This window comes from Ectopseudomonas composti, assembly GCF_900115475.1.
Taxonomy (GTDB): domain Bacteria; phylum Pseudomonadota; class Gammaproteobacteria; order Pseudomonadales; family Pseudomonadaceae; genus Aquipseudomonas; species Aquipseudomonas composti.
The window spans coordinates 41,442-56,994 of sequence record NZ_FOWP01000002.1; the positions used below are offsets into that span (position 1 = coordinate 41,442).

Here is a 15,553-nt window from a genome sequence, read left to right on the forward strand (position 1 = left end):
TAAATGAGCATTCTGAGAGTGATTTCAACGCAGTATCACTGAGCGCAGGCACTTTTCGTACAAAGCCTAGCCTCGTAGGCTGGATGACGCTCTTTGCATCTACCCTTGCGGCGGTTGTCCGGCTACTCGCTTGTCGTAAAGGCGAAATCAGTGGTCTTGGGCAACGAGGATAATAAATCTGCCCCCTTTTCGCATGGGGGGGTGAGAAATTAGTAACCAGATGCCGAGCTTTTCAACGTGGCTGAGTGTTTTTAGATTTTAGTATTAGCCGTTTTTATTTTTGAGTGAATTATGATTAATCAACTGCAGCAAAAATATCAGCTTTCGATGTTGGCGTTACTCGGTGCAGTTGCTGTGTTGGGTGTTTCGCCCTTTGTGGTTATCCGGTATCAGGAAGGTGACTTCATTGCAATGCTCGTTGATGTGCTGCTGATTGTTGGGCTCATAAGTATTGTTGCTTGCGCGTACTGTTTCAAAAAAATTCGAATTGTTAGTGCAATAGCTGCCGTATTTATTAACGCTGGCGCAGTGACCGTTGCTATTAATAATGGGGTGGATGGTGTTTTGTGGGTTTACCCCGTATGCGCCAGTACGTTTATTCTCGTAAGGCCTGTTGAAGCCCTGTTTATAAATGCAGTCGCCGGTGCAGTGGTGGTGGCTTTGGCAGATGTATTTAATATTGTCTCGCTGAATTCTTTTATTGTCACAAGTATAATGTTGTCAATGAGTGCCTACGTGTATGCCCGTCATAGTTTGAAGCAGTTTGATTTGCTGGAAACCCTGAATACTATTGATCCTTTGACGGGTGCCTTTAATCGACGGTCGTTGCGCTCAGGTATGGCAGCGGCATTATCCAGTGCGGAACGTAATGGCACTCAACAGTTATTGGCTATTGTGGATATCGATCACTTTAAGATGGTGAATGATAATTATGGTCATGCTGTTGGTGATCAAGTCTTGAGGGATTTTTCCGCCATTACTATGGCCAATATCCGCAAATATGATCAATTTTACCGGTTCGGTGGGGAGGAGTTTGTCCTGCTCATTCCTGAGGTCAGCCTTCAGCAGCAACAGGCCTGTATCAACAACCTTAGAGAGGCCATCAAAAACAACCTGAAAACGCCCGATGGTAAGGAAGTAACGGTGTCATTTGGCGTGGCACCTTGGCTGCAGGGAATGACTGCTGATATCTGGCTGAAGCGTGCGGATGAAGCGCTTTATTCAGCCAAGGCGCGTGGACGTGACTGCGCGGTGTTCAGTGACGATTCTGCTGCAATCGGTTAACGCGGTTTTGGCTGTCAGATGATTGATTGAGTAGGGTGGATGACGCTTTTTTCATCCACTATCAGCGGTTGTCCGGTCTACTCGCTACGGAGTGAATCCGCCGCTGATGTGTGGCTCTTCATACCGGTTCCGCTCTTACAGCGGCTCACTTTTGGCAAACGCCCCAAAAGTAAGCAAAAGGTCTTGCCCCTACCATCCGGCCCGACTTCGTCGGGTTCCCTCGCTTCATCGTCGTTCCAGGGGCCCGCCGCGAAGGGCCATCCCTGGCCCATCGCGGCTCTCGCGGCATCCATGCCGCTCAACCCCTTACACAACGATTCCACTCTGCCTCCTGACGGGGCGTTTGGCGTCGCCTGCGAGATTGATGTTCCAGCACTAAACGAAGCAAGAGCATCGCGGCGTTAGCCGTGATGATCTTGCCTGCCTTTGCCTTTACTCCGCCGTCCACAAAACGTTCAAACGCCGCGATCCCCGAATCCCGTCAGGAGGCCGAGTGGAGGTGCTGTGGAGAGGGGCGTTTGGCATGGATGCCAAACGAGGAACGATGGCCGGGGCCGCCTAGGTAGGGATGGCCCTCCGTGACGACCTTCGGAACAGCACCGGAGCGAGGGGAGTTTCGCGCAGCGAAACCCGGATGCCGGGCGCGCTTTCTCTTTGGTTACTTTCTGCGCGAGTAAAGAGAAACGGAGCGAAGCGGAGTAACAGCCGCAGGCTGGCCCGAAGGGCGAGCGAAGCGAGTCAAGTGACTCGCCGTAAGGGCGAAAAGGTGCATGGGTGGCGACGGTGAATCGTGGTCTGTCCCCGATTGTCCTCAAGAGAAAGTGACTCGCCGTAAGGGCGAAAAGGTGCATGGGTGGCGCCGGTAAATCGTGGTCTGTCCCCGATTATCTGTCCCTGATTATCCTTTCTCTTTCGCGCGAGCAAAGAGAAAGTAACTCGCCGTAAGGGCGAAACCAGTAGTAGAGGGCGACAGAGAAAATAAATCTGTCCCCAATATCTCAATGGCTGTATCTGAAGCATGGTGGACAAGCTTCGCGTTGTCCACCCTACACGGTATGTCGGCGACCTGTAGGGTTGATGACGCTCTTTTCATCCACCGTCAGCGATTGTCCGGGCTACTCGCTTGAATTATCCGTTGATCACTTTTTTAAGAGCGTCGCGTGTGTCTCTCATTTTTGAAACTCTATGAGTTATTTCGTCTTCTTGCCCTATGACTACTAGTGCCTCTTTTATGGAGTCTATTGTTCTCTGGAAGACTTTTGTTGATTCCTCAATGTTTTGCATAAACTTGTCTATTGCTTCGCAGTATTCGCGAGTGTATTTTTCTTTTTCGTTGAGGCCTAGATCCTTCTGTATTGTAAGTCTTACGGCCATTAACATTTGAAACCTGAATGGCTTGTATTTTTTGTCTATTCTGTTGTTGCGGAATAGCCACTCTAGTCTAAAGGAGGCGTAAGCGGCAGTGTAGTAGGGGTACATTCTGTCGCTTTCTTTAAATATACTATGGCCAACCATGGGGATTAAATCCCCATAATGCCTGCCGACTTTGTTTGCCTCGTCAAGGAACATTGAAGCGTAAGACTTTAGTAGGCTTTCTTTTGTGATGATTCTTACTTTTTCAACTTCGATGTCTGCGTTGTATTGTCCGGCTCTGCGCTCATAAAATAGTTTCAGGTCGCCGTTTTTGGCTGACATGAATATCTCGATGTCTTTATGTATTGACTTGAGTGACCAAAACATTTCTTCATTGACTTCATTCTGCTGGTTTGAAGAAATGATGACGCGGGCGGTAACTTCTTCGTCGTCAGTGCAGATTATTTTTATGGGAATTTGCACTGCGTCTGTCAGGTGGTTTGAGTTTTCTTGTAGAACGTGACTGGTTTGGCAGCCATTTACAATTTGAAAGTCTTCCAATGTGAAGTTGTCGCCGACTCGCTGGAGATAGCGTGTAACGATAGTTATCCCGTTGTTGCGGATAGGGAACTCGATATTTTGGCCAGATCGTAAGGTTTCCCCAATTTTTAAATTTATATCGGATTTGGGTTCGAAGTCTCGAATGTTGTCGAAGAAAAGACTCTTTCGTACACTTCCGTCTGGCTCGGTTATTATTTTTAGGAATTCCACGGCGGATATTATCGCCAAGTAAGACTCTTTGACATTTGGTATGGGTGGTAATGTTATGTTTTTCCCCACTGTGGCTGTCACGGAAATGGAATTTTTGCTGTAGGTGTATTTTCGCTGTACTTCTTTTGCACCTAAAGCATGCCATCCCACGGAGCCAAAGATGGCTTTCTCATCGAGGCGCTCTTTGCATTTCTCCAGTAGCTCGCACAGGATGGGGTCGTTTTTCCATACTCCGGTAGTGACGTAGTATAAAGATACGCTTGGTAGATTTTTTCGGCACTTATTTGAGTTATCTATGATGAGGTCAAATATTTTTCTTGCTTCGTTAATCTTTGGTATTAAATTGTGCTTTCTTTGATTTGCAAAGAAATCTTCGACAGCACTTGTGAATTTTAGTATGTCGCCGCCATCAAATTTTTCTGAGGTTTTGGCTTGGCAGAATAGAAATTCAACTTCAATGGTGTTGCTGGCGTTAATTATGTCGCTGGCTTGTTCTTCATTGTCGACCAGTTTTTCATTGATAATTATTCCAATGCCGTCTATGCCGAATTCGCCTTCGCCAGTCGAGAGTATGTCGACATCGAAGGTGTCTGGAATTTTAGGGTATGCAATGATGTAGTTTGCGAATATTTCAAATTCGCTTTGTTTGTCTTTTGCTTTTATTTTTTGTGTTTCAATGAATTCTTGAAGAAGGTTTCCGATTACAGGATTCATTGTTCTTCCTTGTAAGAAAAAGGGGCAACTACGTTGCCCCTTCTTGTAAATGTGATGTTTTCAGTGGCCACTCATTTTCGTTAATTGGCGAAACCTTGATCCCGGAACTCAGGGCCTCTAGGTCGATTTCTCACTGGGGGCGAAACTTATTTTTCGCTATTTTGCGAATTTCTAACCGGTTTTTGCGCTAATTTGCGAAATGGGTTTTTAAGATTTTAAAAATTTGTGTTCGCAGTAACAGAACGCTACTGTTTTTTACGGATGAGTGGCTACTTTATCTCGTTGATATCATTGCGGCGCACAAGGCAAACCGTAGAGATATAGCCGGCTTCATTAGAATGGAGAGGGGTAAGTTTTTTCATTCTTATAAGGTTGGCGGTGTGGCCAATGGGCGCGCCAAGAATTTCGTCTGCCTCGCACAGGCTAACGAATAGTTCGCGGTGCTCTTGGATGCGATGGAGTTGCTCTACCGGCACTAGGGTTTTGCTACCTATGCGAATGTACTTCAGATAGTCGCTTTGGATATATCTCCTGGAAAACGTCTGGGAAGACATGCCGAGCTGGGCTGAAAAGCACTTGAGTGAGATCATAGTCTTAAGCAGTGCTTGAGCATTTGTCACTGAACTGTTGGTGAAGTAGCGACCTTTCTTAAGATTCTTTGATCGGACGAGGTAGCCATTTCGTTCGAGATGCTTAAGGTCGTGCACGCCGACGCCCAGCGCGCGTGCCGTGTCTGTGCTTGATGTCGCTGCCTCTCCCGAGCGGCTAGAGCAGCCTGCCGGTTTCCTACCTGCATTTGATTTGTAGTGAGCGAGATTGTGTAGAGCGCTCCGTACCTCGCCGGTTACGTCATCACGGCGATAGATGGGGATCAAGCCTTCATCAAACCCATGCCGAGAAACGGGAGTTATTCCGAGGTGAAGGAGTTTTGCGGAAAGAGTTGTCCTAGGAAGATTCAGTTCCGTAGCAAGCTGACCTACGAAAGCAAATGTCGCCGAGAAGTGCTCTACCGCAGCCGCCAGGAGCAGCCTCCTGCCATGAGCATCTTTCCTAGCGAAGGCGCTTATGAAACCCTGCGAGTAGGCACTGCGGACTGCATCTGGGTATACGCCCAATCGGACAGCAGCCTCATCAATGGAGAGGTATGTGCTGCAACCTTGGTTTGAAGGGCTCAAGGCGGGCGCTTGCATAACTGCCGTGCTGGGCGTGGTCGACTGCTCAAGCAGCATGCATAGCTTCTTGGCGGAGTACTTCCATCTAGCTTCCTTCCCCTTCACGCGCTGAACCAAATCACGAGTCAGAAATGATCTGAGCTTCGTCGGTGAGATCTTGAGGGCATAAACCATTTCGTCCTGATAAAGTTGAAGTTCTGAGCAATTGCACGTTCCGCTAGCATCGGCGATATCGGTTTTGGAATTAAGCAAGTGGTGTACTTGGCTTTTGATCCATGAATCTTCCGAGGCTATCCAAGGAGCGAGAAGCGGCTTGGTCGGAAGACAAGGGTGAAGCAACATGGACGCTTCCAATAGCTCCTTGAATACTTCTTCGTCACAATCGGCGACACGTGCAGCGTTCTCTACAATACTCTGCGCTTGCTCGCGGGCTGGGGCATACCGAAGGGCTTTCAGCGCAAAAATGAATCGATCTAGAGCTGGCTGGTCTTGTCGCCTGAAAATTCTCAGAATTCGATGGGAACTATCTGCGCGCATGAAGGTTCTCGGCGTATTGCGTAGATCAAATCCGCACTGACAATAGGGGCCGGAAAGCTGGGTCCAGCGGATCTCGCGAGAGCATGCAGGGCACGCCGACTCTAGCTTGCAGGTATGGTAGGGGCAGCTTCTTAGCCAGTTGAGATCCAGTATCGATGGATGATTGTCTGCCCGGATGCAGTCTGGGCAAAAGCTATACGCATCAGTCCGAATATTGGCCGCTGGCACGGCCAATCCCATGACCTCAACGGGGCTCTCACTAGTGCGCCCGAGCTGCTTGTAGAAGCTCGCGAGAAACTGTTTCCCATTGAGGTGTTCATGGCTGGCCAATTGGCCTACAAGTTTCGACTGCTGCATCTGCCAAGCGAGTGGTTGGCGCGACTCCTTTGCTCCGAAAGCTCTGGCGATTGCCGAAACCGAGCCAAAGCCATTCGCATATGCGGTACGCATCATTACGCTTCGGGGACTCTCTTCATCACGGGCGTGGGCGAGGTGGAAAATATTCATTTTACTTTCCCCCCGGAGATGATCTTAGTGAGCGACTCGTCGGTGAGACGAAAGGCATTGCCGCGATAAAGCGCGGTGGGAATGACAGAGAGATCAGCGGCGCTGATCAGGTCGATAAGCTCGAAGCTTCCGTTATTACGCAGCAGCGCGAGCCGGAAAGCATCGTTTAGGATCTGGCGAATTCCATTCATATTTCCGCCTGTCGAGAGATACATGGCTTTAAGCGGCTGCTCCGTGTTCAAGCTGATGCACTTATCGAACCCACCTATTTTCTTGATCGCCCCACCGAGTGCTCGCAGTGTTTTGCTGAATACTGAGGCTGGGTCAAGGGCGGCGTAACTGAAATGGTTCATCTTGTGCCGATACGGATACCTTCGGGAGAGCTGAGGGTGCGCGTTGATGATTTCTTCGCAGCTGGGAATACCCTCTATCGCCACCGGGACCAATGTTTCGTTCAACAGGGTGCGCACCCAGTCGCATACCTGTTCACGGGATTTTTCTGCTCCCTTGCGAAGCAGGTTGTCGAATTCATCGAGAACGATGAGCTTGGTCTGGCAGGTCTGAAGAAGAGTGACAAGGCGCTTGAATAGCGCCGAGCTATTGCCGGTTACGTTGCTGGATCCCAGTTCCTGCAACATCGACGTCGTCAGGCTCTTGGTCGTGGCACCTGCTTGTAGTGAACAGTAGAACGCCGGAACGATTTCAGTCGTACCTACTTCCGTGTTAACAATTCGCCTCCCACCGAACTGGCTCAATGCGATCTTGCAGGCCGTAGATTTACCGGTGCCAGGCTCTCCAGTCAGGAGCGCCGATGCCGGCTCTCCTCTTGTCGTCGTGGCTTCAATACTGCGCGCAATGCAGCTAAGCGCATCGGCATATTCAGGGTGGTTCACAACAAATTGTGCAAACTGCACCAGCTTGTCTTTGATCTCGTCGTTCATCATTACTTCCTAGGTAGTTCGAAGGTTTCGTAGTCGTCATCGTCATCAAGCGTGTCGTTAATAAGTTCAAGATCGATTTCCTCAGCAAGTTCGATGTGTTCGTTGATGTGTTGAGCGTCATCACTCAAGTTATTAGGCGCGGTAATGTTCTGTGTCGGGTTATTTCGAACATCACGGAGATGGGCACGTTTACGTCGCGCATTGTTCGCTGTGCTCTCGCTCAGGGCCTGCCAGATCCGGCGCAATGTCTGCCGAGCTTCTTCGCCTGTAAAGAGCTTTGCCTCTTCCTTAAGTTTTTTTTGTACCAGTTCGTGTTCATACATGGACAGGCCAAACTGATAGCTATGCACTCCATCTGCTTGATAGAACGTACCGCTACTCGGATCTCGCACGTAGACAGTACCGAGGTCCGTTCGGTCGTATAGAACTTCGACCTTTTGTGAGGTCTTCAAATTATTTTCAATGATGGGTAGCCCCGGACCGGACCATGCCAAGTTCTTGAACCGAACTCGACCGCGATTGATAGTGCAGAAGTGAGTCGAAATACAGATAAAACTCAGAGCCTCAACTGTAAAAACTTTCGGCGGATTCATTTTGTCCATGTATCGCTCCCACAGCACGTTTGCTGGCAGATAGCGATGGCCGTGACTCGTTTTGTTGTAGTAGTTCAGAATCCAGTCATCGACGATCGCGCGAAACTCATCTAGCGTCATTACCGCTTCGCCCTCGGAGTCATAGTCTCCCCGCATCGTCGTATTGGACTTCGTGGTTCCGTTCAACCCATGAATGAGTTGTAGATTCAAGGTGCGGAAAAAACTCTCAACGTGGGGTTTTTGGTTAGGTTGGCCCTTCGAGCAGAAGCGAACGGTGAACCCAAGGCGGTTGGCCAGGGCAAGCAGGGAGGCGTTGTAGAACTCTGGCCCGTTATCTACGACTAGCTCTTCCATGAGCCCGGCTGGGGAGCCATCTTCGCGCATGCGCAACGCATGACTCAGCGCGCTTGCGGTTTTTTCGAAACAAGGCGGAGTGAACGAAAGGCTCCAGCCAATAACCGAACTGGTTAGTACTTCTAGCAATACGGTTAGGTAGGCACGTCCTATGTAGATGCCATCCTCACCAACTAGGTGAACGTCCACTTCCTGAGTGTCAGCCTCGACCCGGCTCAGTAGCCTTTCAGGGACGTGGATCCCCTTGCCGAAGCCATGCTTTTTAGCTGCGGCTTTTGCACCCAGCCGGGCGCGATCCACGTCGTAGCTGTTCAGTGCTTCTAGCGCCCGGTAAAAGGTCGAAGGGGAGGGAATGTCCAGTTTGCTGTCAGAATGCAGGTTTAGCTCTTCCAAGTGAGCCACGAACAATTTGTAGACCATCAGTGCGGGCGGCTTCGTGGTCTTCAAATAGTGATGGCGTATGTAGTCCTGCATGACTTCCAGGGACTCTTGGCTCAACCGCTTGGGTCGCAGCTGCTTACTTGTCGCGTGATCGACGAGTGCGAGCGTGTTTTTTCCGTTGGCTAGGAAGAGCTTCATTTGCTCGTACAACTTGGTGTACTTCGGCGGTTTCGGATCCCCCCGATCAGCGGCCATAATTGCAACCGCAGCCATGGTTTTTTTTCGTGGGAGCGAACCATGAAACATCTCTATCAGATTCTGGATGTAGTAGGACATGTGGTCGAGCTTGAGACGCTGAGCTGCGTCTAGCCTCACAAGCTGTAGGGCCTTTTGTTGATCCATCAGGGCGCTGCTGATTGGTACGAAACGGCCTTGGCGGATGAGCTGATCCACTTCTGTCTCAGGAAGGTACAAGGCGCCTTTATGGTTCACACCACGCATGAATATGCGTCCGTTGGCCTGATTGATGACCTCGACCAAATCCCCGTTCAGTTCGTACCGTGCCCCGATTTGTACAGTGTGCTGGTTCGGCATGCTTTACCCCCAGAAAACCCGGCTGCTGGTAGAAATTGGTTTGTTCCAGTTACAGCGCAACTCCTGCTCAAAAAGCGCCGCGGACAGCGAGGCGGGAGATGGAGGTGAGGGCAACGCCAGAAGATCGCCAATTTGCATGGGGGCTTTCAGCATGCTGAGCTGATCGCGCAGATAGGCCCGCTCAAGCGGTGTCACGCCACGGGCCTGCGAGTAGGTCTTGATTAGGTTATTCAGCCGAGGCTGCTGGCGAATTTGGCTATCAGTGAGCAGTTGGAAGCGCTGCCCGCGCTTATGGAGGAATTCTTCTGCCGCGCGATAAAGGGCTAGGTATTTGGGTTTGCGGTAGACGTTGTCTGGTTTGACCTCAACAAATGTGGTCGAGCCGTCCGAATAGAGAACCTCGAAGTCCGGTACATATGTACGAATCTTGCCCTCAACTTCCAGGACAAGCCGTTCGGGTTGCGGGCGATAGCTGATGACGTCCTTATCGTGCTCCCAGTGGAAGCATGCATCTGCTTCCAAGCGTACTTCACAGACAATGGATTCGCCGTTCTTTCGAGAGGGGAAAATGGTAGTTTGTTTGCCAAACTGGCTGCGTTTTATATTTCTTAGGGGCGAAGCTGTTTCGCCGCCATTAATCCGGAGTTTTTTCATGATGTTTGCTCGATATGAGTGGACTAGAGGTTGGTAGCTGTTTTAGGGCTTGTCAAACAGGTAGCTGGATTAATCGGCATAACATCATGGGTTTTCTCCTTGCTGCACGTTTGCTGTATTGACAACTTGCAAGTTGCACAAGTTAATCAATAGCTTAGACAGTTTTATTGTGTTGTCCCGCAGGGAGTTTCCGAGTTTTAATTCTGACGAACGGGTACAGGAAAAATCAGCGTAAATGTACTGTTCGAGAATAGAAGCGTTCGGAAGATAGTAGATGGCCGACGATGGCCGAACATCCCAGTGAGGGATTCAGAAGAGGCGTAATAATGAGAGGAGGGAGTAGCAAGAGTGGTGCATCAGAGGGCTTCGCATTTGCTGGTCGGATTGACCTGATGCCTACGCATACTAACAACTGTTTTCCGAAAAGTCAATAGCTAAGTTGCTCCCGATGTGACCTGTCGACTGCGCGCTTGCCCGCGCCAGACGGCCTGAAGTGCCCGTGCTATGTGGCTTTAACTCGCAAGGCGAGCTAGGTCAGCTAGGTCTTTGAGGCCTCTGATGTGGCTCTGCCGTGAAAGGCTATTGCTACCTTGAGGCTCTTTGTGCAGTCCTTCTTCAGTGAAAAAAGAAACGCTCACTGATGATGCGACTTTTTAGTTGGTCGTGAGTTGACACACAGATTTGATCGACTAGTTTCTTTTTGTATTTTCCAAATCTTGAAGTTGGTAGCAGACCCAAAGTGCGACTACTCAACTGCATTCACATTGTATGCCTCGCCATCTGTTTGGGGTGTCGGTGCCTCAAATCAGTGGTAGGGGCTTTTGAGCCCATTTAGCGTGCTCTTGGTGTTGGACGTTGTTGTATGGTTGGCGATGGTTAGGAGGGGAGATGCTTAGGCCAGGCAAAACAGCACTACTTGTTAATGCGCTGCTGGAAGAATACCCAGAGTATGTGATCACCGGATATTTGACAGATGTTTACATAAGCGCCTACTGCGCTGTTGGTTACGTCTACAAGCACGCTCAATATGAAAACGGCAGAAAGATGTTGACCGAAGAGATCAGCAAGGTCATCGAGTTTGAGCACAGGTACATGATTGAGACTGTTGATGGCGAGCGGCTTCTGCTTGTGAATTTTCATTCGTGCGGTGGGCGAAAGTCGCTGATGTTCCTTCTGGAGCTATTCAGTAGCGGCGCCATGTCTGGGTCGAGGTACTGCGTGCAATGACAGAGTGCAATCGAACGGAGATACGCATAACACTGTTTCGGTCGGATGGCGGGATGACCCCTCTACCTCAAACGCCCGGAGTGATCGTGATGGAGAATCCGAGTCGGAACGGCGTTATTCACTGCGCGGTGTGCGACAGTGACACGCGTGTGCTTGGCTATGCATGAACAACTAGATGCGCTGCTGTGTCAGCGATATCCCGCGATTTTTTCAGTTGATGATTTCAGTGCTCTGCCGGTGTTCGGCTTTGAGTGCAGTGATGGCTGGTTCACGCTAATCGAGGCGGCGTGTGCATTGATTCAGCATCACGTCGATACTACGGGCGCTCAGCAACTGGTGGCGACGCAGGTGAAGGAAAAATTTGGTGGGCTGCGCTTCTATTGCCGACACGGGGGCGATTACGCAATACCTGTAATCGGGCTTGTTGAGCTGCTATCGACGCACGTGTGTGAGGTATGTGGCGCCTTGGGCGAGGGCGTGTCGCTCTTTGGTTGGATGCAGACGCGTTGCCTTGAGCATGCGAAAGCGATTGTGTATGAGGAACCGCTCATGGCGGTCATTAGGGAAAATCTCGTACTAGCCCCGCCGATGGGCGCACTGCTGGGGGCCTCGCTGGAATGCTTCGCCCTCGATGACCAAGCTGCCGCCCGCTGGTTGACCAAGCCTGCCCTGGCTTTGGGGAGTATCGCGCCTTTGGCGCTGGCTGGGTCTCTCGATGGGCAACGGCAAGTACTGACGCTGATCGGCCGCCTGGAGCACGGCATCACGCTGTGATGCTCTGGTTGTAAACCTACTACATTGCGTAAACCTGTTCGATTTACGCAATGTAGTAGGTTTACAACCAGAAACTGGAATACCTAGAGGGCGGTCACGTTGTTCGCGGGCCGGCTCAGAGTTCGCTGTTGGTTTCTCACTAAGGCGTTGACGCCGCCGCTCGTTCACCCGGCAGGTCTGGGACGGGCGTTGGCGGTAGTGATGGAGTTGGTGACCGCCGATGCCCTTAGTCTAGAGCGGGAGCAACTTGACTCTGCGTGCGAGGTGCTTGGGAGTAATCGGAGCGCTAGGTGTAGCCATACACCCGATATGACACCCATTTACACCCATTACTCTAGTTTCTGAACCGTGAAGCCTACGTCTGTGTCGTTACTACTCTGCGAGAACTGCACAATGCTTATTACCAGGACCTTGTGGCCCAAGGTGGTGGAGCTTGTGCTATCTACAGCCGTGGGCTGGTATGACACGCTAGCTATCGTTCGGGTTGTTCACGAGCCCCTAGCATTCTTCGCAAACGACCTTTTGGGTGCATCGTATTGGTTCTCGTCCTCTGTAATCGGTCTTTGGGCAGCATCCGCTCGATCTTGTGCAAAGCCAAACGGGGCGCCAATAGATCCTTAAACTGCTCGGTAGATTGGCACATGGCGTGCTTTCATGATCCGCGACAGTCTGTTGTGTCAGGGGGGACACGCGAGTCAGGGTGTCCCGTTACAGCTGATCCTCCCTGCTGCTTGCTCAATCAATACCAGCATCTGTCGTTGCCAATTTTCCATAAACTGCTCGAAGGCGTCAGCAGCAAGCCTGTTCTGGATTGATGCACTGCTAGGTCGGATAGCTGTTTGGAGCCGCCATAGTGTGTGGCAGGGTTTGCTTGGTATAAGTCCTAACCAATGCAGCATTTGTGCTTCATTTTGAGTCTAATGCAGCATACGTGCGTCAAAATACGCGAATTGCATCATATATGCTGCGTAGGCGGATGCGGATTAAGCGACCTGTAGCGGATTTTCAAGTGGTTATTGCAGTTGCAAGGTAAGGTTTCCGATGAGAACAACATTGCTTGATCAGATTCTTAGGCGCAGAAAAGCCTTGAAGATTCGATCTTCTGACATGACTCTGCTAGCAGGTATCAATCGTCAGCAATATGAAAAAATTGAAAAAAGCGGGAATCCAAGCCTGATTACGTTGGATAAGATTGCTGAGGCGCTGGACGCCGAACTGATGCTTATTCCTAAAGAGACGTTAGGTGCGGTCAGAAAAGTTTTAGCTATTTCCACCGATCCATCACGGGCTTTGTTGGCCAGCAAATCTACAGTTGGAGAAAGTCTCTCCCGGGCTGTGGATTCATCAGATATCGAGGGGCTGGGTACCAGCCATGATGACCTGATCGCAGATCCATGGGCCCTGATTGAGGGGAAGAGGTAGCTCAATCTTGAATCAGTATCCACTCAGTTCGGGAAAGACCACTGTGCACATGATTTTCTAGCGATAGATATCCAATCAAACCCTTTGCGTTAGATATTGCACAATCTCTCTGCGGTCATGGTCTACGGCTACCCATAGCGCATCATAGGTCTGCAATGGACTATCGCTGGGTATGAGGGGTAGTGCAGCGTCGCCGCCATAGCTTAGCAGGAGTTTAAACAGAGCTAGATCTCCAATTTCTGCGGCGAATAGTGTTGGGGTCCACTCGGCTAGATGCTCCGGTTGAACTCGGTAGCGACGATTTGGGTTGGCACCGTGCTTGAGTAGGACTTCGATGACTTGACGTCTGTCTTCCAGAGGGCGGGAATAGTATTCCCTAGTGGCTTGGAATAGATCTCGGTAATGGGGGATTTGCATCATTTTGAGCATGGAACGACGGCGGCTCGGTAGGTCAACGTCCACTGCGACACCTTCTTTTGCATCATACGCATCACCGCGAGTCTTGCCGTTCAAATAAAGTTCTTGCTCGATAGCGAATGCGGTTTCTGGACGTTTGCTGTGGTGGAATAGTGCCATTGCATAGCACAGCGCCGAAGCCTGATATCCGCAGGATATTTCAGTCTGGGCACCCAGTTGTAGTAGTTGTTCGACAGCAGTAGCGTCAGCCATTTCTATGGCCCATTTCATCGGAGTCTCTTTTTTTGTGGAGGCGTGGCGGTTTACCGTTTCGACGGACAGTCCCGCGCTTAGTAAGTGATTCATGATGGCGGGATCTTTCTGGTCGCAAGCTCGGCGCATGGCATAACTGATCGGTCCTTCACCTGACTCGGGGATATAGTCGTTCGGGTCTCCGCCACGTTCCAAGAGAGCCTTTACGTCATCCAGTGTGCCCATCATGACCGCCTGCATAAGCGGTGTTCGTCGTGTGCGCCCATCGGCGTATTTAACTTTTCGGTTTGGAGCCTCAAGAGCTTCGCTTGTGACGCGAAAGGGGCTTTCCAGAACCGCCATTTCCAGGGCCGGCGGTACGCGATCATGTGCTTTTAATGGTTGGAAGCGATGCTCAAAGGCCAAGGCGAGGCTTCGGCGTTGTTGCTCATCAAATGGGCGTTTTGGCCAGTGGTTGATGCCTAGTAAAAAGGTCTTGTCCCAGAAGTGTTTTGCGACACGCTGCTCGCCAGCACCAACAGCGAAAAGCAGTGCCTCTGTGAGCAGTGCCTTCTGATTAGCGCCTTTTCGCCACCAAGCCTGCTCGACTGCTCGCAGGTATAGCGTCACGGCTTCACTGTGAGGACGAGTGAAAGCAGCTAGTCGCGCACTCAGCCAGTCGTGCTGGTATTGGAGCTGCGCTTGCTCTTGTTCTGTGCCTTGTCGGATCAGCTATTGCAGCTGTTGAAGGTTCAGTTGAATGGTGTCCGCATGCGCTGCCGTCGACGCAAATAACTCTTCGATTTCAATGATGAGCGGTATGGCCTTTTTACGAATACCGTGAAAAGCCCACTGCGCTTCGCGTTGAGCAAAGGAGTTGATGACATCATCAAGCGATGGGGGGGAATATTGGAGCGATTGGCTTATGGCTACTCGCAGAACGGTAGGGATGTTTTGCAGGGTAATCGCCACGATCAGCCAGCCTGTACTTAGCTCGACTTGCCGTTCGGACAGAGCACGATCTACACACGCTTCTACTTTCTTTCGGAGCGGCCAGAAGCTTTTTTTGATTGGCTTGCCTTGTAGCCAGCGTTGCAAGCTACGTATGTCAACGCCGAGGCAGGATTCTAGACGCTCTAGCAGGGTTGCCTGCTCAATCGCCAACTGCGCAGAAAGCCATTCAACCCAAGTATGGAAGGGGGACGCGCACAGGTTATTTAGGGGCGGCCCTGACATCTGACGTTGAGCCGACTGGAGAAGGCCCCTGCACAACGGCAGTTGAATCGTCTCCCGGTACAGCTCTTGGCCGTCCTCATCAGCCCAAGACATTTCATCAATGTTCTGCACAAGGGTTTGTATCGTTGTGCGGGTGTGACGCCAAGCGGCGTCCAACCACTGATGCCAAGAGGGGCCACACTCTGCGTGCACGGCTTTGAGTAGCTGCTGTTCAATCTCGGCGATCAGTTCTGCGGTGGATTCAGGGCGGGCCTCGACAGCCGCGTCGTCTAGGCCTTTATCCATGCCTCGCTCGTTCAAGAGCGGACGCAGGCCGGCATCGGTAATGACGTGGCGAAGCACTTCTCCGAGTTTGGGCAAAGGACTTCTGGAGAACATTGGGTGTCCCTAG

At 50.8% G+C, this 15,553-nt stretch carries 11 protein-coding genes; 4 read left to right on the plus strand and 7 right to left on the minus strand.

Translation table 11 applies throughout. The features are described 5' to 3' along the window. The first annotated feature begins 291 nt into the window (after nucleotides 1-291). On the plus strand, nucleotides 292-1,284 hold the full coding sequence (locus BM059_RS03930; RefSeq protein WP_074936871.1) for a GGDEF domain-containing protein: 993 nt from the start codon (nucleotides 292-294) through the stop codon (nucleotides 1,282-1,284). 1,128 nt (nucleotides 1,285-2,412) lie between these two features. On the opposite strand, the gene BM059_RS03940 is transcribed toward BM059_RS03930, so the two are convergent. The 5 genes from BM059_RS03940 to BM059_RS03960 form a co-directional block, all read right to left on the minus strand. Next, nucleotides 2,413-4,122, minus strand: coding sequence for an AIPR family protein (locus BM059_RS03940; protein ID WP_074936873.1), 1,710 nt, complete (start codon nucleotides 4,120-4,122; stop codon nucleotides 2,413-2,415). 269 nt (nucleotides 4,123-4,391) lie between these two features. Further along, the gene (locus BM059_RS03945) at nucleotides 4,392-6,338 is read right to left on the minus strand and encodes a TniQ family protein (RefSeq protein ID WP_074936875.1); all 1,947 of its coding nucleotides are present in this window, start codon (nucleotides 6,336-6,338) and stop codon (nucleotides 4,392-4,394) included. Beyond that, on the minus strand, nucleotides 6,335-7,279 hold the full coding sequence (locus tag BM059_RS03950; RefSeq protein ID WP_074936876.1) for a TniB family NTP-binding protein: 945 nt from the start codon (nucleotides 7,277-7,279) through the stop codon (nucleotides 6,335-6,337). Before BM059_RS03950 ends, BM059_RS03945 begins: the two co-directional genes overlap by 4 nt. Nucleotides 7,280-7,281: 2 nt before the next feature. Then, complete coding sequence (locus BM059_RS03955) at nucleotides 7,282-9,201, minus strand: DDE-type integrase/transposase/recombinase (protein ID WP_074936878.1); 1,920 nt, start codon at nucleotides 9,199-9,201, stop codon at nucleotides 7,282-7,284. Between the two features lie 3 nt (nucleotides 9,202-9,204). Beyond that, entirely contained in the window at nucleotides 9,205-9,855 is a 651-nt protein-coding gene (locus BM059_RS03960) for a TnsA endonuclease N-terminal domain-containing protein (RefSeq protein WP_074936880.1), read from the minus strand. An 888-nt stretch (nucleotides 9,856-10,743) separates the two neighbouring features. Between BM059_RS03960 and BM059_RS03965 the strand changes: the two genes are divergently transcribed. From BM059_RS03965 to BM059_RS03975, 3 genes are all read left to right on the plus strand, one after another. Next, nucleotides 10,744-11,082 carry a hypothetical protein gene (locus BM059_RS03965; protein ID WP_074936882.1) on the plus strand — a complete coding sequence of 113 codons (339 nt, stop codon included), beginning with the start codon at nucleotides 10,744-10,746 and terminating at the stop codon, nucleotides 11,080-11,082. 159 nt (nucleotides 11,083-11,241) lie between these two features. Further along, a complete protein-coding gene (locus BM059_RS03970) occupies nucleotides 11,242-11,856 on the plus strand; it encodes an MbcA/ParS/Xre antitoxin family protein (protein ID WP_074936884.1) in 615 nt (204 codons plus the stop codon). A 1,041-nt stretch (nucleotides 11,857-12,897) separates the two neighbouring features. Then, nucleotides 12,898-13,278, plus strand: coding sequence for a helix-turn-helix transcriptional regulator (locus BM059_RS03975; protein ID WP_074936887.1), 381 nt, complete (start codon nucleotides 12,898-12,900; stop codon nucleotides 13,276-13,278). A gap of 75 nt (nucleotides 13,279-13,353) precedes the next feature. Here BM059_RS03975 and BM059_RS03980 read toward each other — a convergent pair whose 3' ends face one another. Both BM059_RS03980 and BM059_RS03985 read right to left on the minus strand, forming a co-directional pair. Then, complete coding sequence (locus BM059_RS03980) at nucleotides 13,354-14,556, minus strand: ankyrin repeat domain-containing protein (RefSeq protein WP_139220700.1); 1,203 nt, start codon at nucleotides 14,554-14,556, stop codon at nucleotides 13,354-13,356. 102 nt (nucleotides 14,557-14,658) lie between these two features. Next, complete coding sequence (locus BM059_RS03985) at nucleotides 14,659-15,540, minus strand: hypothetical protein (protein WP_139220701.1); 882 nt, start codon at nucleotides 15,538-15,540, stop codon at nucleotides 14,659-14,661. Nucleotides 15,541-15,553 lie beyond the last annotated feature (13 nt).

Excerpts from the sequence above, each read along its gene's own strand:
- BM059_RS03930 (WP_074936871.1), top strand. The coding sequence starts at position 292 with ATGATTAATCAACTGCAGCAAAAATATCAGCTTTCGATGTTGGCGTTA.
- BM059_RS03940 (WP_074936873.1), bottom strand. The coding sequence starts at position 4,122 with ATGAATCCTGTAATCGGAAACCTTCTTCAAGAATTCATTGAAACACAA.
- BM059_RS03945 (WP_074936875.1), bottom strand. The coding sequence starts at position 6,338 with ATGAATATTTTCCACCTCGCCCACGCCCGTGATGAAGAGAGTCCCCGA.
- BM059_RS03950 (WP_074936876.1), bottom strand. The coding sequence starts at position 7,279 with ATGAACGACGAGATCAAAGACAAGCTGGTGCAGTTTGCACAATTTGTT.
- BM059_RS03955 (WP_074936878.1), bottom strand. The coding sequence starts at position 9,201 with ATGCCGAACCAGCACACTGTACAAATCGGGGCACGGTACGAACTGAAC.
- BM059_RS03960 (WP_074936880.1), bottom strand. The coding sequence starts at position 9,855 with ATGAAAAAACTCCGGATTAATGGCGGCGAAACAGCTTCGCCCCTAAGA.
- BM059_RS03965 (WP_074936882.1), top strand. The coding sequence starts at position 10,744 with ATGCTTAGGCCAGGCAAAACAGCACTACTTGTTAATGCGCTGCTGGAA.
- BM059_RS03970 (WP_074936884.1), top strand. The coding sequence starts at position 11,242 with ATGCATGAACAACTAGATGCGCTGCTGTGTCAGCGATATCCCGCGATT.
- BM059_RS03975 (WP_074936887.1), top strand. The coding sequence starts at position 12,898 with ATGAGAACAACATTGCTTGATCAGATTCTTAGGCGCAGAAAAGCCTTG.
- BM059_RS03985 (WP_139220701.1), bottom strand. The coding sequence starts at position 15,540 with ATGTTCTCCAGAAGTCCTTTGCCCAAACTCGGAGAAGTGCTTCGCCAC.